Source organism: Subtercola frigoramans (assembly GCF_016907385.1).
Taxonomy (GTDB): domain Bacteria; phylum Actinomycetota; class Actinomycetes; order Actinomycetales; family Microbacteriaceae; genus Subtercola; species Subtercola frigoramans.
Genome location: NZ_JAFBBU010000001.1, coordinates 626,455 through 650,938, shown reverse-complemented (window position 1 = coordinate 650,938; position 24,484 = coordinate 626,455). Strand labels below are relative to the sequence as shown.

23 protein-coding genes and 1 tRNA gene are annotated in these 24,484 nt (G+C 64.1%); 6 read left to right on the top strand and 18 right to left on the bottom strand.

All coding sequences use genetic code 11. From position 1 onward, the window contains the following. Nucleotides 1-41: 41 nt before the first annotated feature. Genes JOE66_RS03135 through JOE66_RS03120 form a run of 4 tightly spaced genes read right to left on the bottom strand, consistent with a single transcriptional unit; the run spans nucleotide 42 to nucleotide 3,977 of the window. Nucleotides 42-1,163, bottom strand: coding sequence for a Gfo/Idh/MocA family protein (locus tag JOE66_RS03135; protein WP_307827029.1), 1,122 nt, complete (start codon nucleotides 1,161-1,163; stop codon nucleotides 42-44). Then, nucleotides 1,160-1,969, bottom strand: a complete 810-nt coding sequence (locus JOE66_RS03130; protein WP_205106684.1) for a hypothetical protein — start codon at nucleotides 1,967-1,969, stop codon at nucleotides 1,160-1,162. Before JOE66_RS03130 ends, JOE66_RS03135 begins: the two co-directional genes overlap by 4 nt. Next, on the bottom strand, nucleotides 1,966-3,027 hold the full coding sequence (locus tag JOE66_RS03125; RefSeq protein ID WP_205106682.1) for a Gfo/Idh/MocA family protein: 1,062 nt from the start codon (nucleotides 3,025-3,027) through the stop codon (nucleotides 1,966-1,968). Before JOE66_RS03125 ends, JOE66_RS03130 begins: the two co-directional genes overlap by 4 nt. Continuing rightward, nucleotides 3,024-3,977, bottom strand: coding sequence for a sugar phosphate isomerase/epimerase family protein (locus JOE66_RS03120; protein ID WP_205106680.1), 954 nt, complete (start codon nucleotides 3,975-3,977; stop codon nucleotides 3,024-3,026). Before JOE66_RS03120 ends, JOE66_RS03125 begins: the two co-directional genes overlap by 4 nt. A 63-nt stretch (nucleotides 3,978-4,040) precedes the next feature. On the opposite strand from JOE66_RS03120, the gene JOE66_RS03115 reads away from it, so the two are divergent. After that, entirely contained in the window at nucleotides 4,041-4,898 is an 858-nt protein-coding gene (locus JOE66_RS03115) for a 3-keto-disaccharide hydrolase (RefSeq protein WP_205106678.1), read from the top strand. On the opposite strand, the gene JOE66_RS03110 is transcribed toward JOE66_RS03115, so the two are convergent. Beyond that, the gene (locus tag JOE66_RS03110; RefSeq protein WP_205106676.1) at nucleotides 4,885-5,808 is read right to left on the bottom strand and encodes a sugar phosphate isomerase/epimerase family protein; all 924 of its coding nucleotides are present in this window, start codon (nucleotides 5,806-5,808) and stop codon (nucleotides 4,885-4,887) included. The genes JOE66_RS03115 and JOE66_RS03110 overlap by 14 nt on opposite strands. Before the next feature lie 90 nt (nucleotides 5,809-5,898). On the opposite strand from JOE66_RS03110, the gene JOE66_RS03105 reads away from it, so the two are divergent. Further along, entirely contained in the window at nucleotides 5,899-6,516 is a 618-nt protein-coding gene (locus JOE66_RS03105) for a TetR/AcrR family transcriptional regulator (RefSeq protein ID WP_205106674.1), read from the top strand. A gap of 31 nt (nucleotides 6,517-6,547) precedes the next feature. Here the strand turns inward: JOE66_RS03105 and JOE66_RS03100 are convergent, their stop codons facing one another. From JOE66_RS03100 to JOE66_RS03085, 4 genes are all read right to left on the bottom strand, one after another. Beyond that, nucleotides 6,548-7,441 carry a carbohydrate ABC transporter permease gene (locus JOE66_RS03100; RefSeq protein WP_205106672.1) on the bottom strand — a complete coding sequence of 298 codons (894 nt, stop codon included), beginning with the start codon at nucleotides 7,439-7,441 and terminating at the stop codon, nucleotides 6,548-6,550. Beyond that, entirely contained in the window at nucleotides 7,438-8,370 is a 933-nt protein-coding gene (locus JOE66_RS03095) for a carbohydrate ABC transporter permease (protein ID WP_205106670.1), read from the bottom strand. Before JOE66_RS03095 ends, JOE66_RS03100 begins: the two co-directional genes overlap by 4 nt. 75 nt (nucleotides 8,371-8,445) lie before the next feature. Beyond that, nucleotides 8,446-9,876 (bottom strand): ABC transporter substrate-binding protein, encoded by a 1,431-nt coding sequence (locus tag JOE66_RS03090; RefSeq protein ID WP_239518434.1) that lies wholly within the window; start codon nucleotides 9,874-9,876, stop codon nucleotides 8,446-8,448. A gap of 343 nt (nucleotides 9,877-10,219) precedes the next feature. Beyond that, nucleotides 10,220-10,304 (bottom strand) — tRNA-Tyr (locus JOE66_RS03085). 195 nt (nucleotides 10,305-10,499) lie between these two features. On the opposite strand from JOE66_RS03085, the gene JOE66_RS03080 reads away from it, so the two are divergent. After that, the gene (locus JOE66_RS03080; RefSeq protein WP_205106666.1) at nucleotides 10,500-11,516 is read left to right on the top strand and encodes a LacI family DNA-binding transcriptional regulator; all 1,017 of its coding nucleotides are present in this window, start codon (nucleotides 10,500-10,502) and stop codon (nucleotides 11,514-11,516) included. A gap of 24 nt (nucleotides 11,517-11,540) precedes the next feature. Here the strand turns inward: JOE66_RS03080 and JOE66_RS17565 are convergent, their stop codons facing one another. Further along, nucleotides 11,541-12,509 carry a lytic transglycosylase domain-containing protein gene (locus JOE66_RS17565; RefSeq protein ID WP_307827028.1) on the bottom strand — a complete coding sequence of 323 codons (969 nt, stop codon included), beginning with the start codon at nucleotides 12,507-12,509 and terminating at the stop codon, nucleotides 11,541-11,543. A gap of 107 nt (nucleotides 12,510-12,616) precedes the next feature. Here JOE66_RS17565 and JOE66_RS03070 point away from each other — a divergent pair, with 107 nt between their 5' ends. Further along, entirely contained in the window at nucleotides 12,617-13,105 is a 489-nt protein-coding gene (locus tag JOE66_RS03070; protein WP_205106665.1) for a YajQ family cyclic di-GMP-binding protein, read from the top strand. Between the two features lie 172 nt (nucleotides 13,106-13,277). Here the strand turns inward: JOE66_RS03070 and JOE66_RS03065 are convergent, their stop codons facing one another. The 3 genes from JOE66_RS03065 to JOE66_RS03055 form a co-directional block, all read right to left on the bottom strand. Beyond that, a complete protein-coding gene (locus tag JOE66_RS03065; RefSeq protein WP_205106662.1) occupies nucleotides 13,278-14,639 on the bottom strand; it encodes an FAD-dependent oxidoreductase in 1,362 nt (453 codons plus the stop codon). A 116-nt stretch (nucleotides 14,640-14,755) separates the two neighbouring features. Then, nucleotides 14,756-15,856, bottom strand: a complete 1,101-nt coding sequence (locus tag JOE66_RS03060) for a polyprenyl synthetase family protein (RefSeq protein ID WP_372435473.1) — start codon at nucleotides 15,854-15,856, stop codon at nucleotides 14,756-14,758. A gap of 9 nt (nucleotides 15,857-15,865) precedes the next feature. Beyond that, entirely contained in the window at nucleotides 15,866-16,606 is a 741-nt protein-coding gene (locus JOE66_RS03055; RefSeq protein WP_307827027.1) for a class I SAM-dependent methyltransferase, read from the bottom strand. 104 nt (nucleotides 16,607-16,710) lie between these two features. On the opposite strand from JOE66_RS03055, the gene JOE66_RS03050 reads away from it, so the two are divergent. Then, nucleotides 16,711-17,973, top strand: a complete 1,263-nt coding sequence (locus JOE66_RS03050; protein WP_307827026.1) for an isochorismate synthase — start codon at nucleotides 16,711-16,713, stop codon at nucleotides 17,971-17,973. A gap of 106 nt (nucleotides 17,974-18,079) precedes the next feature. On the opposite strand, the gene menD is transcribed toward JOE66_RS03050, so the two are convergent. Together menD and JOE66_RS03040 are read right to left on the bottom strand one after the other, a co-directional pair. Beyond that, the gene (gene menD / locus JOE66_RS17075; protein ID WP_239518207.1) at nucleotides 18,080-20,044 is read right to left on the bottom strand and encodes a 2-succinyl-5-enolpyruvyl-6-hydroxy-3-cyclohexene-1-carboxylic-acid synthase; all 1,965 of its coding nucleotides are present in this window, start codon (nucleotides 20,042-20,044) and stop codon (nucleotides 18,080-18,082) included. After that, nucleotides 20,041-20,406 (bottom strand): PLD nuclease N-terminal domain-containing protein, encoded by a 366-nt coding sequence (locus tag JOE66_RS03040; protein ID WP_205106661.1) that lies wholly within the window; start codon nucleotides 20,404-20,406, stop codon nucleotides 20,041-20,043. The genes menD and JOE66_RS03040 overlap by 4 nt, the downstream gene beginning before the upstream one ends. A 101-nt stretch (nucleotides 20,407-20,507) precedes the next feature. On the opposite strand from JOE66_RS03040, the gene JOE66_RS03035 reads away from it, so the two are divergent. After that, nucleotides 20,508-20,807: a DUF4229 domain-containing protein gene (locus tag JOE66_RS03035; protein ID WP_205106659.1), complete on the top strand. Its 300-nt coding sequence runs from the start codon at nucleotides 20,508-20,510 to the stop codon at nucleotides 20,805-20,807. A gap of 4 nt (nucleotides 20,808-20,811) precedes the next feature. Here JOE66_RS03035 and JOE66_RS03030 read toward each other — a convergent pair whose 3' ends face one another. From JOE66_RS03030 to JOE66_RS03020, 3 genes are all read right to left on the bottom strand, one after another. Continuing rightward, entirely contained in the window at nucleotides 20,812-21,774 is a 963-nt protein-coding gene (locus JOE66_RS03030; RefSeq protein WP_307827025.1) for a 1,4-dihydroxy-2-naphthoate polyprenyltransferase, read from the bottom strand. A gap of 64 nt (nucleotides 21,775-21,838) precedes the next feature. Continuing rightward, nucleotides 21,839-23,242, bottom strand: a complete 1,404-nt coding sequence (locus JOE66_RS03025; RefSeq protein WP_307827024.1) for an AMP-binding protein — start codon at nucleotides 23,240-23,242, stop codon at nucleotides 21,839-21,841. Nucleotides 23,243-23,503: 261 nt separating this feature from the next. Continuing rightward, nucleotides 23,504-24,421, bottom strand: coding sequence for a 1,4-dihydroxy-2-naphthoyl-CoA synthase (locus JOE66_RS03020; RefSeq protein ID WP_205106657.1), 918 nt, complete (start codon nucleotides 24,419-24,421; stop codon nucleotides 23,504-23,506). Between the last annotated feature and the right edge of the window lie 63 nt (nucleotides 24,422-24,484).

The window sequence follows — 24,484 nt, the reverse complement described above, 5'->3', positions numbered from 1 at the left end:
TCCTTGGTCCCATGGATCACCCGCTTTGGTGACCCTGAGCGTCATGCGATGACCTTCCACGCGGCATCTCGTGCAGACCCTAGTACCGCCTCGACAATGCGGGCAGCACGGGCTCCATCGGCGAAGGTAGGCAGCCCGTCACGCACGTCCCCGCGTACGGCGGCGTAGGTATCGTCGACGAACGCTTCGAAACAATGTGCGTAGCCCTGGGGATGCCCGGCAGGAAGACTCGAAAGGCGCCTTGCTTCGGGACGGTTCACTGAGGGATCCCGGACGATTGTTGAGGACTGAATTTGAGCGCCCATCCACGCCGACTCGGGATTCTCTTGGTCGAAGACGGCACTCTGCCGGGTGCCGTCAAGTTCGAACCACAGCCGATTCTTCCGGCCGGCGGAAACCTGCGAGACGGTGACAGAGGCAAGCACGCCGGATTCCGTGCGGAATTGAGCTAGCGCTATGTCTTCGGTGGTGACCACTCCCAACTCGCCCGACCCTCCGCCAGTGAACGCTGTGGCCGATTCAGACGGTCGTTCAGGGTAAAGGATCGACACCGCTGAGGAGACCGCGGAGAAGCGTTCGCCACTCACCCATTCCACGAGGTCACACCAGTGGGATCCGATGTCTGCGAACGCGCGGGACGCCCCGCCTGCGATCGGATCCACCCGCCAGCTCCCGACGTTAGGGGCGAGCATCCAATCCTGCAGGTAACTGCCGTGGATGAGCGCGATTTCGCCTAACTCCCCGGCGAGGCGGCGCTCGCGGATTTCGCGAACCATAGGGTGGAAGCGGTACACGAACGGAACGGTTGCGACGAGTCCGCACGCCGCTGCCTTCGCGTCCATCTCCATGGACTCGGCGGCCGTCAACCCGAGCGGTTTCTCACATACGACATGGATACCGGCATCCAGAAGTTCGAGCGCATACGCAAAATGAAAGCTATTCGGCGTGCAGATGTGCACCACGTCTGGGCGTGCTGCAATCACCTCGACGAGATCACCGAACGCGTGTTCCACGCCCCAGCGTTCCGCAACCTCGTGTGAACGCTCTGGTCGGGACCCGAGCACACCGATAACGACTGCGCCCGAAAGCACGGCGGCCCGACGATGAAGTTCGGCGATCATGCCGGTCCCGGCAATGACTACCCTGAGTTTACCCGCCGTCACCGTCTGGCCCGCCGATCGCCTGTCACGGAGCTCGCTGTCTCAACGTCGATTGCGAAAGACCGCACTACCTCCGTTGATACAGCTTCACTGAGAAGTGATCGAAAGGCCGTTCGATGTGCACTCTCGTACACAGTAGGTAGCAGCATTGCGCCCTCGTCGCTCGTCACCGTCACGAGTGCGGGCCGCGCCGTATCGCCATCGAATACGGTCGCGACGATCATTCGATCACCTGCATATCCGCGGATTGTATGGCTCGCAGGAGCCGCGAGCGATCTCGCGAGAAGCGATCTCACGATTGTCGATGAATCACCGAGCCTGGCAGTCGCCGTCGACAGACGCGCACGCTCGGTCGTCCTCGTGTCGCCGATCGACACATCCGCGAGACCGGCCAGTCGAGCAAGGCGAAGATGCGTGAGAAGGTTCTCATCGAGGTCTCCGGTCACAAGTCCCACGATGGAGATCAACGCGGAGCCGCTGAAGGAGGAGGCCGCAGCCGCCAGCCCAGCGTTGCCAGCGAATGGCTCGCTGAGCACAACGCGGGTGCCGACCGAATCTGCGAGAGCGGCGACGCCGCCGATCGCCGACGGATCGTCGGCACGCGGATCAATGACGATCACCCGCTCTGCGCCGGCCGCGATGAGATGGGATGCCGTCGATGCCCACCCTCTGGCGCCGCCGATGACAGTGACATCCGCGAGGGTTGCGTCGCCTGCCGCGAGGCTGAACGACTGAGGCAATGATGCGACAACGGCACGGGTGAGCTCAGCAGTCTCCGGTCGCGAAGCAACTGACAGTTGTGCCTTCATGCGGAGGCCTCCGCCGAAAGTGCTGCCGAGCGGACAACGTCGGCCGCTCCCTCCGCGAGCCTGATCGCAAACGTGAGGTCGTCGATCAAGTCGGCGATGTCGGGCATCAAGCCGAGGTTCCCCTCTACGATATCGCCGATGGCTCGCCACTCGCCTTCGTACCCATTGTGTCCATAACTGCCGTAGGTGGTGCTCACTCCGCCCATCGTGACAGTCGCGACAGCAGATCCGGCCTGCACGAACGACGGAGTGAACTCGATATGCAGCATCGTGTCGTCGCTGATGGCTTCGAACTCCCATTTCGGCTGCCATTGGGCGCTGATGAGACCGAAAAGTTCGATCATCCGATCGCCTGCCACTGCTGTTATCGCATAGCCGAATGGTTCGAGCCCCACGGCGGCCGACACTGTTACTTCGTCGGCATCGGGCAGAAAGCGCCGCACCACAGGAAGATCGTGAATGGCGAGCTCGAGCACACCCAGCGACATCAGCGAGGCGAGCGCCTCTGCGTCGGGAGTGCCGCCCTCTGGTCGAGGAGGCCTTTGAACGATTTCGGTCGCCCAATCCTCGAAACGGTTGTTGAACGGCAGAGCGATGCTCGAGCGCACGGTATGCGCAGTCGCGGCCAGTTTCTCGACCACGTCACCTACGGCGAGCCAGCCCGGGTCGAACGTATGCATGGCACCGACGACCAGAGGGACCCCGGTGCGTTCGACAGCGTCTGCGATGCGCGCGGCCTCGGCAAGTGTACGTGCGAGCGGCTTCTCACAGAAGACGGCACGTTTGTTTGACTCCAATGCAGCTATCACTTGTTCAGCGTGCAGGAATGCCGGTGTGCAGATGGCGACGACTTCCACAGAGGGGTCATCGAGCAGATCCTGGAAGTCCGTCGTAGCTCGAGCCGACACTCGATCTGCGACGTCCGTTGCGACGTTCTCATCGATGTCGAGGATCACCCGCACCTCGAAGCGGTTGGTCAATCTCGCCAATGTCGGCAGGTGGATCGCCTGCACTACGGGCCCGGCTCCGACTATGCCGACGCCGATACGGTCGGTCATGCCGTCACCGGCGCAAAATAGGGATGCTGGTTGACGAAAGCCAGGGAGATGGCGGAGCTTTCAACAGCCGAAGCCGCATCAGGCACATCAACCTCGATCACGAACCAGCCGTCGAAAGCGGCGGGAAGGCTCTTGAACACCTCCTCGAAATCGATCGCGCCCTGCCCGGGTTCGGTCCAGACGTGGCGGACCACCGTCGCCGCTCGATATTCGTCGCCCTTCGCGATCGCAGTATCGCGAGCCGACATATTGACGTCTTTGAGATGCACAGCGATGATACGGTCCGAGTACGAGCGCATGAGAGCTGCAGGGTCGGCGCCGGCCCAATAGAGATGCCCGGTGTCGGGGCCGAAGAAGAGGTCGGACCCGGCAGTTGTATCGAGTACTGAACGGGTCTCCTCCTCGGTCTCGATCCACGAACCGACGTGTGGATGGAGTGCGTACCGCACACCTTCTGCGACGCCCGCCTCGGCCGCAAGCGCCAGACCATCCGCGATGACCGCCAAACGGAAGGGATCCGCTGCCACACCGACGGCCGGTCTTGCGATCCGCTCCGGTACGAGGTCGTGCGCGATGAAGGCACGGTCGAGGCCGAGTTCTGCGTGCGCTGCCGCATGCACCTTGAGTGCTTCGACAAGCCCGGCGTGAGAGTCGTGGTCAGACCAGCGGCCAGAAAAGTAGCCGGGCGCAGGGCTGAACCCGTTGTCGCTGAGCAAGGCACCATATTGTCGCGGCGTCAATCCATCTGGAATCTCAACCGTGATGTGGTCGAATCCGATGCCGCCAAGCTCCTTCATCGCCCGCGTGAGAACATCGCGATCGAGATTGTAGGACATGTCCACCAGAATCCAGGGAAGTGGATTAATGCCAAGGTTCTGAGTTCTCGCCATCGTTGGCTGTCTCCAAATCTGCAGCCGTCGTGGCTGCAGACAAAATTTATCACAACTCAATATTTGACGCCATGAGTTTTTTACCGTTGGATAATATCAAAGGACGCTCATGAGGAGAAAGCAATGACGCTCACAGAATTCGATGACGAGGGCTTCCGCCCACTGTTCGATGGCAGCACTCTCGCGGGGTGGCACACCGCGCCCCGGATCTATGGGGATCTCTACCCCGGTGGCCCTGCCGTTCTCGACATGCTCGCCGCCCAAGGGGCTCGCCGCCCTGTCGAACCCGAGAAGCACCCCGCCGTTTGGACCGTCGAGGACGGTGCGATCGTCGGGCGTCAGGATGCGCCCGGCAGCGGCTATGGGGGCTACCTGGTCAGCGACGAGAGTTATGGCGATTTCGAACTTGTAGTTGAAGCCAAGCCGGATTGGCCGGCCGACACCGGGGTCATGATCCGTAGACGGCGCAACACTTGGGAGGGGTTCCAAGTCCTTGTCGACCACCGGGAATCGGGCGGAATCGGGGGGTTCTTCGGCAACGGGCTTGCAAGTTTCTCCGCGGTACCGTTCGCCGTGCGTGGTCGCCGCGATGCCTCGGGCGAGATCCTGGGCCTTGAGGCCGATGATCCGTCCACAAGCCTTGAACCGGTCACTCCGGAGAAGATCGCGCGGCTCCGTTATGCCGCCGATGTCAATGATTTCCTTCGCGTGTGGAAGTGGGCGGACTGGAACGAGATCCGGATCCGAGCGATCGGAGCCCTACCCGTGATCACCACCTGGGTGAATGGCCTCAAGATCGCCGAGGTCGACACCGCGACACTGGACTCACCGGACTACGACGCAGCTCGGGTGCTCGACGCCCTCGGTGACCGCGGTCACATAGCGCTCGAAGTGCACGACAGCGACTTGGGTATCGGCGGCGAGCGCTGGGGTCACGGCGCCGCCTGCCGTTGGCGCAACATCCGCATCAAGACGCTTTGACGTCGGCCATCGCTGGAAACGCCCTGCGAATACGCTCGACCACCCGTCGCACTTGCTCCCACGGATCGCCGAGCAGGCCCTCCCACTCGATGCTGATGTCACCGTCATAGCCAGCTTGGGCAACGATCGCCAATGAGCGATCGAGATCGAGGAGCGGCTCACCGTCGGCGCCGGCGTCTATCGCCTTGGCGTGCACAAGCCGGGCATGTGGCGCGAGCATTTCGATCTTCTTGTAGATGTGCTCGACATCGAGACCGCTCTCATCAACCGGATTTCCCGTGATACGGCCGATCGAGACAGTGCTGACCGGTTCGAAATTGCCGAGGTCGAGCAAGATGCCCATGCGATCCTCGCCGATCTGCTTCTGCAGGCTCAGGAGAAATCCCGGATCCGAACTCAGCCCACCGTGATTCTCGACGAGAAGCTCAAGATGACGACGCGCCGCCTCGTCGGCCAGCGTTCCGAGCGCCCGGACGAGTCCCGATCCCTCGGTATCAGCACCCTCGATCGGCGATCCGATGCGGACCCGCGCGAATCGTGCGCCGAGGCTCTGGGCAATGTCAAGCCAGTCGATGATGCGAAGGACGTCCTCGTCCCGATGGGCCGCATCGGGCGTCGAGATGTCGCCCACATCGATCGGCACGGTGAGCAAACGGACACCAGCAGTCGCAAACGCCGCCTTGAGGCGTTCCAGTCTCTGCGGAGTGGTTTCTCCGAACTGCACCTGGCACAACTCAACAGCAGTAAGTCCCGTCTCCTGCGGAACGAGAGCGATGAACTGCTCGAGATCGATTCTGCTCGGCAGATCCATGGCACTCGGGCGCACCACACCATCGTCGCCTCGAGTCTCGAAATGGAGCGGCCCGAGTTGCGTGAACAGACTAAAGCTCGAAATGGCGATGGCGCCCATCTGCTACCTCCTTGTAAGTACGTTTCCACGATTTTACCCATTGGTTAATATTTACTCAAGACGGGCGTCAATCCCTTTAGACTGAGGATCATGGTCACACGCGGCACCTACTCGAAGGGTGCCGCTCGCCGTCAGGAGATCTTGAGGACGGCGATGGAGGTTATCGCCCGGAAGGGATACAACGGCACTACACTCCGGGCGATCGGTCGTGCATTGGGCATCGAACCGGCCCACATCATCTACTACTTCGGAACACGAGAGGATCTGTTGCGAGAGGTAGTAGAACAGTGGAGCCAAGACAATCGAGACTTGGCGAAGAGCACGACTGACGCTCTCGACCAGTATGCGACGGCTATTCGCCAAAACCTCACGATACGCGGCATCGTTCAGTTGTATATCGCCTTCGCGGCCGAGGCGGTCGACCCAGATCATCCTGCCCACGACTACTTCAGGGAACGGTTCGCAACGACGTCGAAGATGCTCTCCGACGCAGTGCGGGAAGGCCAACGCCAGGGACTGATCAAGTCCGAGCTGGATCCAGATCGCACCGCTCGATGGCTGGTCGCTCTAGCAGATGGCCTGCAGCTTCAGTCTCTGATCGATCCGCGAATCGATGCTCCAGCCGATCTCGAAGGGGCAATCGACGGGCTGTTCGTTTCGGGTACGCAGAGCCCGCTACGTCAACCGCCGGCCCACTCGAACTCTTGACCGTATCGCCGCGGGGCGACCGCGACACAACTCACTTGATGCTTCCGGCAGCCAGCCCGGTCCGCCAGTAACGCTGAAGAAGCAAGAAGGCGATGATCACCGGAATGATAGCCACAAGTGATCCGACTATCACCAAGAGGCGCAGATCGGGCGCCAGATACACCTGCGAGTTCCAACTGAAGAGACCGAGATTCAGCGGATAGAGCGCGTCATCCTGAAGCATGACCAGGGGCAGGAAGAAGTTGTTCCAGATCTGGGTGAACTGGAACAGGAAGATCGTCACCAATGCTGGCGCCATGAGGCGAAGCGACATGCTGAAGAACGTTCGCAGTTCACCCGAGCCGTCGAGCCGAGATGCCTCGAGCAATTCGTCAGGCACAGCGGCTGCGGCATAGATCCTACCGAGATAGACGCCGAAAGGACTGACGAGGCTGGGTAGGAAGACCGCCCAGAACGTATCCGTGAGGCTGACGGCGCCGAACACCAGGAACAACGGCAGGGCAAGGGCGGTCACCGGGATGAGAATGGCGGCCAGGATGATGTTGAACAGCGCGTTGCGAGCCCGGAATTGGTATTTCGCCAATGCGTATCCCATCATCGCGGCAATCAGTGTGCCCACAGCCCCACCGACACCGGCATAGAGGAAGCTGTTGAGCATCCACCGTCCGAATGCACCGTCGTTCTCCGTGAATAGCGCCGCGACGTTGTCGAAGAGAGCGAAGCTATCGGTCGAAAACCACAGACCGAACGTGGAGACCATGTCGGCCCTTGTTTTCGAGGCTGCGACGATCAGCCACCACAAGGGAGTCAGGAAGTACACGGCGAACGCAATCATGAAGCCCGTGGCTGCGATGACACTGATGGGTCGATCCTTTGCGATGCGCCCTCGCCCCTCCACGGGGGCGCCTAGCGTGGTGGATTTCATTCAAATGCTCTCTTCTGGGTGATTCGGAGGAAGACGAACGACAGCGCAGCCGTGAGAAGTGCCAGGACTACAGAGGTGGCGGCAGCGAGGTTGTAGTTCGGGATCGAAGCTGTGTTGAAGACCAGCATGTTTGGCGTGAAGTCCAGGCCTACCGCCTTCGACAGCGTCTTGAGAACCGTCGGCTCGTTGAAGAGCTGGAGGGTCCCGATGATCGACAGCACCCCGGTCATGATGATCGATGGCATGATCAGTGGCACCTTGACGAGCACTGCGATCCGCACGTTGCCGGCGCCATCCATGCGAGCGGCCTCATACAGCTCCTGAGGAACCGCTTGCAGCGCCGAATACATGATCAGCATGTTGAAGCCAGATACCGTCCACACGATAATGTTCGCCAGGGCAATCATTATTCCTCGGGAGTCGAGGAGATTGAGCGATTCCGCGACTCCCGGCAACGGCGAGAGCGTCGGCGCGTAGAAGAAGCCCCACATGATGGCGGCGATCACACCGGGAACTGCATAGGGGGCGAAGAACGCCAGGCGAAAGAAACGTCGTCCCTTTACCAGTGTCGAATCGATGAGCAAAGCGAACAGGAGGCCAAGCAGGATCATCACGGGTACCATCGTCACCAGCAACACCCCGACTCGACCCAGACTCCCCCAGAACGCAGCGTTCTCGAGTACGTGAACATACTGCTCGAATCCGGCGAAGACCTCGCGCGGCGATCCGAACGCGGAACTTCGTTCGAGCTTGAAGAACGACTGCACGAGGGCGTAGCCGATCGGCACGAGATAGAACAGAGTGAGCAGAATCAAGAACGGGGCGACGAGCGCGAGGATCGCGCCGGTGTGAGACGTGAATGACATCCGTCGCCGGCCTGACGTTGGCGCGGATCGTTCGAGATGACCCGCCGGAAGGTTGACCGTCATGCTTTGTGTGCTCCTTTGCGAATGGACTGGGTCTGGTGCAACGTTGGCGCCATGTGTGCACCAGACCCAGTTGGCCTACTGCGTGACCGAGAGTCCCTGCGATTTGATTGCATCGACGGTGTTGCCTTGGACCACCTTCAACGCATCGAAGATCGTCTGCTGCCCTGAAAGCGCTTTAGCCATCTCTGATTCGAGGTCTGCATTCACCTGCACCATCGTCGGGCCCCAGAGCCACTCGGGATTCACATCTTCAGCCCAGGAGTTCATCTCCTTGAAGACAGCCTGGTCGCCGAAGAAGGGGTTTGTGGCCTGCATTTCTGGAACCTGGCTCACAACGTCCTTGATCGGGGGGAAGATGCCCCCCCGCGACGAATTCAGAGCGAGCGCTTTGGGATCAGTCGTGGCCCACAGGGCGAATTCTGCTGCCTCGTACGGGTGCGCTGAATTCTTGAAGACGCCCATCGCCGCACCACCCCATGAGGCGATGCTGGTTGATCCGTCGATCACGGGCATCTTGGTGAGTGACCAATTACCCGCGGTGTCGGCTGCAGAGCTGGGAATCAGGCGGAATCCCCATGGCCCGCCGAGCTGACTCCAGATGACGCCGTCGTTGAGAGCCTTCGAGTACTCATCTTGAAAGAGCGGGTAGGTCGTGACCAGCTTTTCATCAACCAATTGCTGAAGGCGATCGGCAATCTGCTTGTTCTCATCCGTCGCGATGTTCACCTTCCAGGTGTCACCGTCGAGCTCGAACCACTTCTTACCAGCCTGCATCCAGTTGGTCGGCCAGAAGGTGCCCCAACTCGGGAGGTTGGCAATGTAGCCGCCCGTCGCCCTCACTGCTTTGGCAGCCTGGTAGTACTCATCCCATGTGGTAGGGACGGGAATTCCCGCCTGTTTGAAAAGATCGGCGCGATAGAAGAGGCCCTCGGGAGTGAAGTCCAGTCCGAGCCCATAGATGCTTTTGTCTTGTCCGAAGGTGGTTGCCGTCCACGCCGATTTGATGAACTTGTCTTGTGCGTCGGCCACACCGGCGCATTTGTAGAGGTTCCGGAGACCGTCAGCGATCCGGAATGTCGGCAGCACGTCGTAGTCGAAGTACCCGAGGTCGGCCGTCTTACCCGCCTTGATCTGATTGAGATAAGTCTGGTACGTACCTTGGTTCCCTTGGGTGACTTCGGTGTAATCAACCTGGATATCTGGATGCTCGCTGTTCCACAAGTCGACCGTCTCCTGAAAGTTTGGAATCCAGGTAGACAAGCTCAGCGTCACCTTCTCGCCTTTCGGCGCCGGGGTGCAGCTTTCGGGATCGGAGGAGCTTCCTCCGGACGACGCACATGCCGACAGCGCGAGCGCCCCCAGCAGGACCGCGACGACCGCCCCTCGCCTCGCATTTCTCTTAACCATTCTCGTGTCCTCTCTGACATCAGAATCAGCGAGTTCGAAATTCTCGCCTTCGCTCCCCACAGTGGAAGCTGTCAAAAATTTACCAGTGATAACTTTCATCGTCAAGAGATCGATCCAGTCAGATGAATCCTGCGCTCTGGTCTACTCGGAGACTCTTTTGTGGCGCAGCCGTCTCCTTCTGGCGCGGTCAACGAGGCCTGCCGCATGTGCGACTTCACGTTAGCGACGACGGCCGTCCGGCTCGGCCGGCACGTCCCACGTTTCTCGTCCCCGTCTAGAGAATCTGACTAGTCGAACCCCTGAGACTCATCGACACCAAGGAGAGCAACTAGCGCAAGGAGTCCTAGTGGCTCGCGTCCATCCACCCCGTTCTGGCCGATAACCCCTATACCCCCATTCAAACCAAAAAGCCTTGAAATCGCAGTGATTTCAAGGCTTTCATTGGTGGCAAGTGAGGGATTCGAACCCCCGAAGGCTCAGCCGTCTGATTTACAGTCAGATCCCTTTGGCCGCTAGGGTAACTTGCCGAGGCGCACCCGACCACGTTCGAACAACACAACCGAAGGCGCTCGCACAAGAATACTCACTGGGGCCGCTCTGGCGAAATCGACACGAGCAGCAGGCGTGAGAAGTGCGGTGTGTACACGCTTGCACGACACCCTCTAAACTCGGAGTCATCAATTCGTTGCACTCTGTCGTGCAGGTCTCAGCAAGGACGCGCCATGCCCGGAATCGAAGCCGTCGCCAAGCTCGCCGGCGTGTCAACGGCGACCGTTTCCCGCGCGCTGAGCGGCAATGGGCACGTCTCCCCGTCGACTCGGGTCCGGGTGCACGAAGCGGCACGGGAACTCGGCTACGTCGTCTCGTCGTCGGCGTCGAGCCTCGCCAGCGGCCGAACGAAGAATGTCGGCGTGGTCGTACCGTTCCTGAGCCGCTGGTTCTACTCCTCGGTGCTCGAGGGGGCAGGGGCCGCGCTCCTTCGCAACGGCTACGATCTCACCCTGTACGGCCTGAGCGGCGGAGACGACGAGCGCACGAGCGTCTTCGAGCACTTCCTGCTGCGAAAACGCGTCGACGCCGTTCTCGCCCTCACCATCGAACTCAACGAGAGCGAGCTCCAGAGCCTGCTCGACCTGCACAAGCCGATCGTCGGCATCGGCGGCCCACTCAAGGGCGTGCAGACGCTCAGTGTCGACGACGTGGCCGTAGCCATGCTCGCGACCGAACACCTGCTCGGCCTCGGACACACCCGCATCGGGATGATCGGCGGCGCCTCGCGCTTCGAACTCGACTTCCACCTGCCCACCAACCGCAGGGCCGGCTACGAAGACGCTCTTCGGCTCGCCGGCGTGCAGCCCGACCCCCCGCTCTTTCGGCCAGCCGACTTCACGATTCGGGGTGGATACGAAGCCGCGCGCGAACTGCTCGTGGACCCTCCCAACCGGCCGACCGCGATCTTCGCTGCCTCAGACGAGATGGCGATCGGTTCGATCCTCGCGGCCCGCGACCTAGGACTCTCGGTGCCGCGTGACGTATCGGTGATCGGCATCGACGGCCACGAGCACTCCGAGTTCTTCGGCCTGACGACCATGGCCCAGTTTCCGCGCCGTCAGGGCGAGCAGGCCGTCGAGATGCTGATGGACCGCCTTCACCCCGGCCGACGGGACCCGCTGCCCACGAACATCCCGTTGCCCGTCGAGCTCATCGTGCGAACGTCGACGGCGCCACCAGCTGGTTGAGCCTTCTCGCGACACGCTCCCTCCTCAGCCAGCGGCAGCGGCGAAGCGGTTCGCCGCCTGCGAGACCTTGAGGGCATAGGAGGTCGCGTCGTTATAGGCCGCGACACCTTTCTTCCAGCCTGCCTCGGTACCCAGGTCGCCCCCGGCGTGGCAGAGGTAGTTGGCCGTGGCGAGCACAGCGTCGTCGATGTTCTGCGGGTCGGCCACGCCGTCGCCGTTCGCGTCGGTACCCCAGTTGCGCCACGCCTCGGGAATCAGTTGCATCGGCCCGACGGCCCGGTCGAACGTCGCGTCGCCGTCGATCGACCCGCCATCGGTGTCGGCGATGGCGGTCACCCCGTTGCCATCGAGCGCGATGCCGTAGATGGGTGGGCTGACAGCGCCGTCAGCCCCGACCGAGCTGTCTGCGTAGGTTCCGTTGCCCGACTCGACCGAACCGATCGCGGCGAGCGTATTCCAGCCGAGGTGACACCCCGGGTCCTCCTGCTGTTTGGCCACCGCGACGCCCGTATACGCCTGGATGGCCCGCAAGGAGATGTTCGTGTCCGTCGCGACGCGCGTAGCCCACGCTTGGTCGACGCGCCCCGCAACACCCGGCAGCGCACCCGGAGTGCTGCCCAGCTGGGCCACCGCGATCGACGCCGGGGGTACGACGACGGTCTGCCGGTCACCCTGACCCGCCTGGGCCTCAGTCACAGCCTGGCGTACAGCGTCGCCCAGAGGGCCCGCCGCAGCCACTCCGAACACGAGCAACACGACGACAGAACCCGAAACCGAGGCGGCGATCAGCCACCCACGGCGATGGATGCCATGCTTCCGTCGGCTCGACTGCGTGCGTCCCCCTGCCCGCCTGCCGCGCGGCTTCTGCGACCCAGCTGCGCCGCGGCGTTTCGCTGTGCCGCCGCCGCTGGACTTCCCGGAACCGCTCGGCGCCCCAGAACCTCTGGGCTTACCGGACCCTCTGGGCTTCCCGGAGCGGCTGTCGGAGTTCACTCGGCCACCCTACAGACGCCCGCTTGGAAGAGCCCGACACCCGCTCAGGCACACGGGGGGCCCGCTGCGCTTCACGACGCCGCGCCCTCCCCCGGTACAATTGCGCCATGGCAGATTCAAGCTTTGACATCGTGAGCAAGGTCGACAAGATGGAGGCCGACAACGCGCTCCACCAGGCCCAGAAGGAGGTCGAGCAGCGCTACGACTTCAAGAATATCGGCGCCTCGATCGACTACAGCGGCGAAAAGGTTCTGATGAAGGCGAACTCCGAAGAGCGCGTGAAGGCGATCCTCGAGGTGTTCGAGCAGAAGCTCATCAAGCGCAGCATCAGCCTGCGCAGCCTAGACGCTGGCGAGCCCTTCGCCTCGGGCAAGGAGTACCGCATCGAGGCCAGCTTCAAGGACGGGATCGAACAGGAGGCTGCGAAGAAGATCTCAAAGTTGATTCGCGACGAGTCGCCCAAGACTGTGAAGGCGCAGATCCAGGGCGACGAGCTCCGTGTCTCGTCCAAGAGCCGCGACGACCTGCAGGCCACGATGGCGATGCTGAAGTCGGCTGACCTCGATGTCGCGGTGCAGTTCGTCAACTTCCGCTGATCATCGCCGGCGTATCGCTGGTTGAGTAGCCCCGCAGGGGCGTATCGAAACCTGCCGCCCGAAGCCCGCCGCCCCGAAACCCTTCCGCGTGGGGCTTCGATACGCGACTGCGTCGCTACTCAACCGGCGTTGGTTGAGTCGCCCGCGTCGCGGGCGTATCGAAACCCTGCGGTCAGAGCTCCGGCGTCTGGTTCGAGACCGCGACCATCTCGTCGCGAGGCACGACCTTGATGCGCGTGCGGCCGGCAGCCGCGCCGAGCGCGAGTTCGTACTGGTCGAGGTGGTGCCAGCCCTCGATGGTGGTGAAGACCACCCCACGGTCGTCGAGCAACTCCACGATCGACGCTTCGTCGGGCGAAGCGGGTGTCCACCAGTTTGCGCCGTCGCGCACGAGGTGCGACAGGGTCTCCATGGCGTCGGACTTCGTGTGCCCGATGAGGCCGACGGGGCCCCGTTTGATCCAGCCGGTGGCGTAGACACCGGGAACAACCTCGTCATGATCATCCAGAACCCGGCCCTCGCGGTTCGGGATCACACCGCGACGCTCGTCGAACGGAACCTCGGGCAGCGGCGAACCGAAGTACCCGACAGCCCGGTAGACCGCTTGGATCGGCAGTTCGCGAATCTCGCCAGTGCCTTCGACTCCCCCGGCGCCGTCGGGTCGGGTGCGTTCGTACCGGATGCCCGTGACAGCCCCCTCGGCACCGAGAACTTCGACCGGCCGGGCGTAGAAGTGCAGGTGCAGCCGACGTGAAGCGGTGCCCGCCGGCCGCGTGCGCCACTGGTTCATCACGCGGTTGATCACCATGACCTGCTTGTTCGTGGCGATGGCTGCCTCCGAGGCCGGGTCGAGGTCGAAGTCCTCGTCGTAGACCACGAGGTCGACGTCGGGGATCTCGCCGAGTTCACGCAGCTCGAGCGGGGTGAACTTCACCTGCGCGGGCCCGCGGCGCCCGAAGACGTGCACGTCGGTCACCGGCGAGGCGAGCAACCCGTCATAGACGTTCGACGGAATCTCGGTGGGCAGCAGGTCGTCGGGGTGCTTGGCCAGGATGCGCGCCACGTCGAGCGCGACATTGCCGTTTCCGAGCACGGCAACCTCGCGGGCGTTCAAAGGCCAGGTGCGGGGAACATCGGGGTGCCCGTCGAACCAGCTCACGAAGTCGGCCGCCCCGTACGACCCGTCGAGGTCAATGCCCGGAATGTCCAGACTCGCATCGCGGATGGCTCCGGTTGCGAAGATCACCGCGTTGTAGTGCCTCTTCAGGTCTGCCAGCGTCAGATCGACTCCGTAACGCACGTTGCCGAAGAACCGGATGTCGCCGCGGTCGAGCACCTCACGCAGCGCCGTGATGATGCCTTTGATGCGTGGATGATCGGGGGCGACGCCGTAGCGCACCAACCCGTAGGGCGCCGGCAGATGGTCGAACAGGTCGATCGAGACGTCGAACGACCGCTCAGCCTTGATGAGCAGGTCGGCGGCGTAGATGCCGGCCGGCCCTGCGCCGACGATGGCCAGGCGGAGCTTGGTCATGAGGGTTACGTTCCTAACATTGTCGCTGGTCGAGTAGCTGCACAGCAGCGTATCGAAACCAATGGAGCAGCCGGATACGATGCGCGGCAACGCCGCCACTCGACCAGCGCGGAGTTCTAACTACTGCGTTCGACCATGGTGGCGGCGAACTTGACGAGCGTCTTCTTGATCGTGCCGTCGGGGAGGGGTGCGAGCGCGGCGACGGCGTCATCGGCCCATCGGCGGGATTCGACGATGGTCTCAGCCGTGACGGGGTGAGCTCGGAGTTCGGCGATCAGCGCGTCGACCTCGGCGTCAGGAGTGGCGGCGATGAGGTCAGGGTCGAGCCGGCGAAGGAGCGCAGCGGTCGTCGGGTCTGTTGGCGCGTCTCGCTGCAGGTACAGCAGGGGAAGCGTGACAACACCCGCACGGATGTCTGTGCCGGCCGTCTTGCCCGTCTCATCACTCGGAGGAGCCAGGTCGATGACGTCGTCGACGAGCTGGAAGGCGATGCCGATCTTCTCCCCGAAGTCGAAGACGGCCTGCTGGTACGCCTCTGGCGCATTCGACACGAGCACTCCGAGCTGCGCAGACGCAGCGATGAGCGAACCCGTCTTGTCGGCGAGCACCTGGAGATAGTGCTCGATGGGGTCCTCACCCGGGCGTGGCCCGACCGTCTCGTGCAGCTGCCCGAGGCACAGACGCTCGAAGGTGTCGGCCTGCAGGCGGATGGCCCTCTCGCCGAGAATCGACAGCAACTTGCTCGCGCGGGCGAACAACAGGTCACCGGTGAGAATCGCGATGGAGTTGCTCCACACCGTGTGGGCGGTGGGCACGCCTCGACGCTGCTCCGCTTCATCCATCACATCGTCGTGGTAGAGCGAGGCGAGGTGAATGAGTTCGATCGAGGTTGCTGCGGTGATCACGTCGTCGGTGACACCGTCACCGAGCTGGGCGGTCAGAAACGCCAGGAGCGGGCGCACACGTTTGCCGCCGGCGTCGAGCAGATACCGGGCCGACACCTCGGCCATGCCATCGTGGAAGGCCGTCTCGGTGACGAGATTCTTCTCGAGGCGTTCGATGCCCTCCTCGACCGCGCGGTAGGCCTTGCGGTCGTCTGCAGTGGAGAAGAGTCGTTCGGCCAGCGAGAGCGAGGCCGCCTGGGGCTGGCTACGCCTGGCCCCCTTGGAGGGGTTGGCGCCCCAGAAAATGTCCGCGGAGCGGTTCGTCGGCTTCACGTGTCAAGCCTACTGAGTCGGCTGCGGGGTCGAGGGCTTCACACCGCGGTGCAGCGCCACGATGCCGAAGGTCAGGTTTCGGTAGCCGACCTGCTGGAAACCGGTCTCCGAAAGCCACCGGCTGAGCGTGGACTGGTTCGGCCAGTCCTTGATCGACTCGGCGAGGTAGATGTAGGCGGCAGGGTTCGAGCTGGCGAACCGGGCCACAGCAGGCATCACTCGCTGCAGATACGTCGAATAGCCGACCCTGATCGGTGTGAACGGCGGCGTGCTGAACTCACAGATCACGATTCGCCCGCCGGGTTTCGTCACCCGATAGAGCTCGGCGAGCGCCACTCGCGGGTCCACGATGTTTCGGAGCCCGAACGAGATGGTGACGGCATCGAACTCATTGTCACCGAACGGCAGCTGCATTCCGTCGGCCACCAGGAACTCGATGTTCGGGTTCCCCGCCTGCTGGCGCTTGCCGACCTCGATCATTCCCGGCGAGAAATCGGCCGCAACGACGTGGGCACCGCCGACCCCGTTCTTCACGGGCCTGGCGAGAGACGCACTCGACGTGCCTGTGCCGGCTGCGAGGTCGAGAATGCGCTCACCCGGCCTCGGGGAGACAGCCTTAGTCGTCGCGATGCGCCAGAGCACATCGTTACCCGCCGAGAGCACGTTGTTGGTGCGGTCGTAGTGGGTCGACACATCGTCGAACATCGCAGAAACCTGCGCGGGTTGTTTACTGAGGTCGGCCTTGGACACCTTCCAAGTTTAGTTCGCTGTATCAGTGCTCTCGGGAAACGCACAGGATGCTCGTGCCGGAGCACAGGCGACCCAACCCGCAGGCTGCGGCGTAGGGTTGCTTTGTGACTGATTCCGCGCCGCACACACCCCGGCTGTACGTCGAAACACTCCCCGTGGGCGACATCCGGCTCCTGATTCCGCTGATCGATTCGCGAGACCCCCTGCTCTGGATCCGCAAGGGCCAGGGCATGGCGGGCATCGGCACCGCGCTCCGTCTGGAATTCTCGGGCGAATCGCGAATCGTCGACGCGTGCGCGCGCTGGCGCGAGGTCGCCGATGCGGCGACAGTGGTCAACCCGCTCGGCTCTCCTGGCACCGGGCTCATCGCCTTCGGGGCCTTCGCCTTCGCCGGAGACTCGGCCCTGCCGAGTGTGCTCATCGTTCCGCGGTTGATCATCGGCAAGCGCGACGGGCAGTTCTGGGTGACGAAGGTGACCGTACTCCAGCCGGGCGAGACCGTGCCGGGCGATCATCCATCGCTGCCTGCCGGGAGGCAGCTCGGCGAGGAATACCGCATTTCGCTGCTGCCCGGTGCGTCGAAGCCCGACAGCTATCGCGACGCCGTCGAGAAGGCCGTGGCGCACATTCTCGCCGGTGACCTCGAGAAGGTGGTTCTCGCGCGCGACCTCGTCGGGCACTTGCCGGAGGGTGCTGACCTGCGCCGGGTCATCACAGACCTCGCCTTGGGCTACCCCGACTGCTGGACGTTCGCGGTCGACGGCCTCATCGGCTCGAGCCCTGAGACGCTGGTGCGGGTCGATCACGGCACCGTGTCGGCCCGCGTGCTGGCCGGCACGATCTCGCGCGGGCGTGACGCCGAAGCAGACCACGACCAGGCCGTCGCCCTCGCCACGAGCGCCAAAGACCTCGACGAACACCGCTTCGCCGTGGCCAGCGTGCTCACGGCCCTATCGCCACACAGCCGAACGCTCATCACGAGCGAGATTCCGTTCACCCTCAAACTTCCGAACCTCTGGCACCTCGCCAGCGACGTCGAAGGTGCGCTGAGCGACGGCTCGACGTCGCTCGACCTGATCGCCTCGCTTCACCCCACTGCGGCGGTTGCCGGCACACCAACTCCGGATGCCCTGCGGCTCATCGGCGAACTCGAACCCTTCGACCGTGGTCGCTACGCTGGCCCGGTCGGGTGGGTCGGGGCCGATGGCGACGGCGAGTGGGCCGTTGCACTGCGCTGCGCCCAGGTCGCCGGCAACGGAGACATCACGGCCTACGCCGGCGCGGGCATCGTCGCCGAGTCGCAGCCCGAACACGAGTTCCTCGAGACGCGCATGAAGTTCCGGCCCATCGTCGAGGCATTCGGGTAGTCCGCACGGCCACAGTGTGGGCTGGGGCGCCGCCGGACTGACGTGAGGTGCGCGCAGGATGATCGCTGCCGGTGTTGGAGGGTCCACCCAGGCTGCCGTCCTCCTGTCATCGGGGCAGACGGACCTCGACGATCGCGGGGCCTGAGACCGGTGCCGTCAGTGCGCTGTCGAGTTCGGTTCGGGTCGTCACGCTCGAGTAGGCCCAACCGTACGCCTTCGCGAGGGAGGCGATATCGACGGCCTGCGGGGTGAACATCACCCGGTCGAATGCCGCGCGGCTGGCGGTGTCGGCAACTTCGAGCGTGTCGAAGATCGTGCCACCCCCGTCGTTCGCGACGACGAGCTGGATGCGCGGCCGCCGCTCCCCCACACCGAGCAGCATGCTCCCCACATCGTGGAGGAGGGTGAGGTCACCCAGCAGCAGCCGGGTGACGCCGACAGAGTCTGGGCCGCGCTGGCTTGCGAGAGCAATGCCGATCGCCGTGGCAATCGTGCCGTCGATTCCGGCGAGCCCTCGGTTGGAGTGCACGCGGATGTTCTTGCCCGGTACGACCCGGTCGAGATCGCGGATGAGTCGTGAAGCACCGAGCACGAGCCGGTCATGTGGCCAGGTCGCCTGCCAGAGCGCCAGCGCGAGCACGCGCCTCGTGATCGGGGCGCGCAGAGCTGCCAGTTCGGCCAGTCGGTAGTCGCGGCGTACGGCGATGTCGGGAGAGCGGGCGTCGTCGGGGTTCGGCGGAGCGACCTCGTCGAGCTGGGACGCGACGATGGCCCGGTTCGCGAGCACCCACGAGCGGAGCCAGTCACGATCATCCGGAGCGGTGCCGCCCGCCGAAGGAGTGCCGGACGACGGAATACTGCCGCCCGCCGTCGGATCGGTTGCGACCGTCACCGTGGTGGCGAACTGGGACACCCTGTGGCCGGGGTTGTAGAGACCGATCGCGTCGTCGGTCACTGCTCTGCGTCGGAATACAGCACGGGGATCGACGTTCTCGCCTGCACTGGCATCGTGCCGGGCGCGAGTGAACTCCTCTGCGGCGGCGAGGTGAGCGCTGGCGTCGGGTGTGACGACAATGGTCTCGACGCCCTCCCGGAGCGAGAGAACGGGGACCTCCCGCGAGAGAGTCGGGTGGCCGAACACGATCGCTCGCTCGACCCTGCCGCCGAAATCGGGGTCGTTCAGCAGCTCACGGTAGGCGACCACGAGGTTTCGCCCGAATCGGGATCCGCTCGACGGCTCGGCGACCAGCGGCCATCCGCCTTCGTGGGCAAGCTGCTCGGCGGCTCGGCCTCCTCCGTGGCCCGCGATGACGATGGTGCGGGGGCCGCGAGCAAGCTCGAGGGGTGCGAGGAGCGCGGCGCTGGGCGCGTCGCGCGCAGTGGTCTGGCGATCTGAGTGATCGGCGTCACCCGAAGGTTCTTTTCCCTGCGCGATCTCACCGGCCTGAGACGGCCCACCAGCGAATGCGAGGGGGTTCGAAACCAGGTCGGGGACCGACGCCGAGAGTGGTTCACGGAACTGCAGGTTGACGTGGACAGGGCCTGGGCGCCCGCTGTGCATACCCACCGCCGCTTCGTAGGCCTCCCGGGCGATAGTGATTGCACGAGAAGGTTCGCCTGCGCGCCCGCTCGGCGCACCGACATCGATGGTGTGCCTGACGAAGCGCCCGAAGATGCCCGGCTGCCAGGTGGTCTGGTTGCCGCCGGTACCGCGCAGTTCAGCGGGGCGGTCAGAGCTCAGCACGAGCATCGGCACGCTTGAGTGGCTGGCCTCCAGCACCGCGGGGAGCAGGTTTGCGACAGCCGTGCCGGAGGTGGTGACGACGAGTGCAGGCTGGCCGGTCTCGACAGCGAGGCCCAGGGCAGTGAAGCCCGAGGTGCGTTCGTCGATACGCACCTGGAGGTCGATGAGGCTCGCCCGATCGAATTCGGCGAGCGCGAGAGCCAGCCCCTGTGAGCGCGAACCCGGAGAGAGAACAGCGTCGGTCACCCCGAGTCGATGGAACTCCTGCAGGAGAGCGAGCGAGAAATCGGCAGCGGGGCTACCCGTGGAGATGTGAGCGGCAGTCAACGCTCGGATCTGCCGGTGTCGGCTCTCCCTGCGTCGGGGTCGTCGTCGACCTCGGCGAGTTGCTGCTCGAGTTCGCGGAGCTGCGCATCGGTGACCGGTTCTGCGCGGAGGTTGCCGAGGAAGTCGGGGTCATCGTCTGGACCCACTGTGCGGTAGACGGGCTGTAGCCGGGGATTCTTTCGGCCTCGGCCGATGAGGAACCAGAGCACGGCTCCAATGACGGGGAAAAGGAGCACGATGAAGACCCACACCAGCTTGGGCAACCCTCGCACACGCGCTCGGGCGAACAGAAGGCAGTCCACGAGCGCGTACACAGAGAAAGCCACCGCCACTGCGACGAGACCAACCAAGAGACGAGCCATAGTCAAACCATACGCCCTGGCACAACTGCCAAACCTTCTGTTTGCTGTGTCTGTGGGAGACGTGCGGCAAGCGCCCAGAACGGCTTCGATAAACTGTCGGAGTGAAGACAAGTCGAACGTGGGTGGTTTACTCGCTGATCAGGGTCGGCCTGTTTGCTGTGGTGCTGGCAATCCTGCTTCTGACGCAGATGACACCGTGGATTGCCGCGGCCGTGGCCGCCGTCATCTCGCTCTGTGCGTCGTACATCTTCTTACGCAAGCCCCGCGAACAACTTGCCCAGGGCCTCTATGAGGCACGGCACGGCGAAGGCAAGGTGCCCGCGCGCGCACCCGAGAAGGCTGGCTCAGATGAGGAGAACGAAGACGCCGTCGTAGACGGCGACCCAGCGCCCCGAAGCTGAACGCTCAGTAGCTGAACGCGAACACGCTCGCAAGTGCCAGCCCGTAGAGCAACCCCACGAGACTGGTGAGCTTCAGCGCCAGGATGAACTCCTTCGCCGTCTTGCCGGTGAGCACGATCAGCGCCGCCGGAATCGCGATCAACAGCGTGAAGAACACCAGCAGTGCCAGCGGGTAGATCCATGAGACGAGCGCCACGACCACGTAGGCCACAAGCATGAAGAGAACGTACACGATGCGGGCGACACGATTGCCGACCAGCACAGCGAGCGTGCGTTTCTTCGCCACCTTGTCCTGGTCGATGTCACGGATGTTGTTCGCCATCAACACCGCACACGCGATGGCCCCAGCACCCACGCTGGCAACCAGCGACTCCACGTTGTACGTGCCGGAGAGGATGTAGGTCGTGCCGACCGTGGCGACCACACCGAAGAAGATGAAGACGAAGACCTCGCCGAAGCCGTAGTACCCGTAGGGCCGCTTGCCCCCGGTGTAGAAGTACGCGGCTGCGATGGCGATGACGCCGGGAATCAGCAGCCAGTAGTGGCCGGTCACTACCACGATCGCCAGGCCGGCGAGAGCGCCCAGGCCGAAGAACACGACGGCGACAGCAAGCACCCGCTTCGGGTTCGCCACCCCCGAGCCCGTCAGTCGCTGCGGCCCGACCCTGAACTCGTCGGTGCCCCGCACGCCGTCGGAATAGTCGTTCGAGTAGTTCACGCCGATCTGCAGGAACAGCGCCACACCGAGGCTCAGAAGCGCCAGCGCCCAGTTGATCGTGCCGAAACCTCCGGTGATGATCGTCGAGGTGCCCACACCGAGCGCAACAGGAGCGATCGCAAGCGGCAGCGTTCGAACGCGCGCCCCGGCGATCCACATCGCTGCCGTGGGCTTCTGGAGCTTGTTCGGAGCCGAGTGCTGCTTCTTACCGGCCGGGTGCCCCGACTTCTTGCGTTTGGTTTGTGCCACCAGAAGATTCTACGAGAGCACGGCCGAATGGATGCTGCAGAAGCCCGTCAGCGCCCTGACCCCGTCACTCGGCCGAGCGTTCGGCGAGCATCCGCGCGACCGCCAAACGATCTGGCTTGCCCGAACTCAGCGTCGGCAGCGTATCGATGAACACCACCCGCGTCGGAGCGGCCGCACGCCCGACACTCGCCGTCACGGCAGCCTGAAGGGTGACAAGCGAATCATCGCGTGCTCTGCTATCCCTGCCCGCGCTGGGGAGGGCGACAACCACGACCGCCGCTTGCCCCCACGCCTCGCTCGGCACTGCCGCGACAATCGCAGTTGCATATCCCGGAATAGACTGCACCGCGCGCTCAACCCGGTCGAGCGAGACCTTGATTCCGCCCGAGATCATCACGTTGTCGAGCCGTCCGGTGACGCTGACGATGCCGTCGGTGATGTCGCCGCCGTCTGCCGTGCGATACCAGCGGTGGCCCGCGTCGGAGTAGAACTTCTGCTGTGTCAGCTCTTCGTCACCGAGGTATCCTTCGGCCAACGTCGGTCCGCCGAGTTCGAGCTCGCCCGCGGTGACCCGAGCGACCGCCTGCCCGATGGGGCGTCCGTCGTAGACACATCCACCGCTGGTCTCGCTCGAGCCGTAGGTTCGCACTGCTCTCAGCCCGAGAGCCAGCGCGCGGGTGAAGAGCGCCTGAGGTACGGCCTGGCCACCGATCAGCAGGGCATCCAGTCGCCTGAGCGAGTCACGAATGCCCGGTTGGGCCTCGGCGGCCTCGACCAGCCTCACCAGCTGGGCCGGCACGATCGAGGTGAACTTCAGCGGGGCGGTCAGCTCGTCGACCAACGATGCGAAGACCTCGGCGGTGAAGTGCCCCGCGGGCATGACGATCGGCTGCGTGCCCGCGACGATGGAGCGCACGAGAACCTGCATGCCCGCGATGTAGTGCGTGGGCAGTGCGAGCACCCACTGGCCCTCGCCGCCGAGTGCGGATTCGGTGGCGGCTGCGCTCGCCAGCAATGCGTCGGCGCTGAGTGCGACCCGCTTGGGTACCCCCGACGTGCCCGAGGTCTCGATGACGAGAGCGACCCGCTTCGGCACCTCGCCCGGCAGCGGCCGCCCTGTCTCCTCAACCACCACCCGCGGCACACCTGTGGGAGTGGTTCGTGTGCCCACTGCAGGCCTGGCATCCGCCAGTCCGGCATGAGAGGGTTGCGTGGCCCCTGCGGGCCTGGCATCCGGCGGGTCGCCCGCTGCCGCCGACTCGCCGAACTGAACGCCTTCGCCGAGGCCGCCGGAGCCGCCCGCGACGTCGATCGCGCCCAGCGAGCCGACACGCCGACCCGGCACTACGGCGTCAGTGCGCCGTTCGCGCGGCAGAATCGCCGGCCCGCTGCCGTCGAGGGCCGCCTTGATCGAAACCGTCACCGCGGCGGGGTCTCCCCCGCCGATCACCTCAAGCCGTCGCGTCACGTCACCACCCTACGGTCTCAACGGAATAGTCCACACGGGTCGGCACGTGCACGCTGCACACGCCGTCGCGCGTGGACTATTCCGTTGCGGGGCCGCAGCGGTCGCGCATGCGCGGGCACCTCCGGTCGCACACCCGGCGTGGGTTCGCAGCGCCAGCAGCGGTGCGCGGTCGCGGGCGGAGAGCATCCATTCGTTCGTCCACACGAGGCGCCACGTGCAGCGTGCACGTGAGAGCGCCTGTGGACGAACGAGTGGACGGCGTCAGTAGTGGTACGGGAACGGAGACCAGTCGGGCTCGCGCTTCTGCAGGAACGAGTCGCGCCCCTCGACTGCCTCATCGGAACCGTAGGCGAGCCGGGTCGCCTCACCGGCGAAGACCTGCTGCCCCACGAGCCCGTCGTCCACCGCGTTGAAGGCGAATTTGAGCATCCGGATGGCCGTGGGCGACTTGGTGAGAATGGTGCGCGCCCAGTCGAGAGCAGTCGCCTCGAGTTCGGCGTGCGGCACGACGGCGTTCACGGCCCCCATCTCGTAGGCCCGCTGCGCGCTGTACTCCCGCGCGAGGAAGAACACCTCGCGGGCGTTCTTCTGGCCGATCTGCCGCGCGAAGTAGGCACTGCCATAGCCCGCATCGAACGACCCGACGTCGGCATCGGTCTGCTTGAACTTCGCGTGCTCCTCGCTGGCGATACTGAGGTCGCACACGACGTGCAGCGAATGCCCGCCGCCCGCCGCCCAACCGGGAACAACAGCGATGACGACCTTCGGCATGAACCTGATGAGTCTCTGCACCTCGAGAATGTGCAGCCGGCCCGTGGATGCTGCGTTCAGCCCAGCCCCGTCACCTGCGGCGTACTGGTACCCGTCGCGGCCGCGGATCCGCTGGTCGCCGCCGCTGCAGAACGCCCAGCCGCCGTCTTTCGGGCTCGGGCCGTTGCCCGTGAGCAGAACAGCTCCGATGCGCGGATTCTGGCGGGCGTCGTCGAGCGCGCGGTAGAGCTCGTCGACCGTGTGCGGGCGGAATGCATTGCGCACCTCGGGCCGGTTGAACGCGATCCGCGCCACCTGGCCGGCGATGTCGTGGTGGTAGGTGATGTCTGTCATCGACTCCGCGCCGGGAGCGATCGTCCACGAAGCAGCATCGAAGATCTCTGAGACAAAAGGCTGTTCGGTGACCATCTGTTCAGCCTATCCCCCGGCCCGGTGGCTGCGCGGCTCGGCCATTCAGCGAGACAATGGGGC

Excerpts from the sequence above, each read along its gene's own strand:
- JOE66_RS03130 (WP_205106684.1), bottom strand. The coding sequence starts at position 1,969 with ATGAAGGCACAACTGTCAGTTGCTTCGCGACCGGAGACTGCTGAGCTC.
- JOE66_RS03125 (WP_205106682.1), bottom strand. The coding sequence starts at position 3,027 with ATGACCGACCGTATCGGCGTCGGCATAGTCGGAGCCGGGCCCGTAGTG.
- JOE66_RS03115 (WP_205106678.1), top strand. The coding sequence starts at position 4,041 with ATGACGCTCACAGAATTCGATGACGAGGGCTTCCGCCCACTGTTCGAT.
- JOE66_RS03110 (WP_205106676.1), bottom strand. The coding sequence starts at position 5,808 with ATGGGCGCCATCGCCATTTCGAGCTTTAGTCTGTTCACGCAACTCGGG.
- JOE66_RS03105 (WP_205106674.1), top strand. The coding sequence starts at position 5,899 with ATGGTCACACGCGGCACCTACTCGAAGGGTGCCGCTCGCCGTCAGGAG.
- JOE66_RS03100 (WP_205106672.1), bottom strand. The coding sequence starts at position 7,441 with ATGAAATCCACCACGCTAGGCGCCCCCGTGGAGGGGCGAGGGCGCATC.
- JOE66_RS03095 (WP_205106670.1), bottom strand. The coding sequence starts at position 8,370 with ATGACGGTCAACCTTCCGGCGGGTCATCTCGAACGATCCGCGCCAACG.
- JOE66_RS03090 (WP_239518434.1), bottom strand. The coding sequence starts at position 9,876 with ATGAAAGTTATCACTGGTAAATTTTTGACAGCTTCCACTGTGGGGAGC.
- JOE66_RS03080 (WP_205106666.1), top strand. The coding sequence starts at position 10,500 with ATGCCCGGAATCGAAGCCGTCGCCAAGCTCGCCGGCGTGTCAACGGCG.
- JOE66_RS03070 (WP_205106665.1), top strand. The coding sequence starts at position 12,617 with ATGGCAGATTCAAGCTTTGACATCGTGAGCAAGGTCGACAAGATGGAG.
- JOE66_RS03065 (WP_205106662.1), bottom strand. The coding sequence starts at position 14,639 with ATGACCAAGCTCCGCCTGGCCATCGTCGGCGCAGGGCCGGCCGGCATC.
- JOE66_RS03040 (WP_205106661.1), bottom strand. The coding sequence starts at position 20,406 with ATGGCTCGTCTCTTGGTTGGTCTCGTCGCAGTGGCGGTGGCTTTCTCT.
- JOE66_RS03020 (WP_205106657.1), bottom strand. The coding sequence starts at position 24,421 with ATGGTCACCGAACAGCCTTTTGTCTCAGAGATCTTCGATGCTGCTTCG.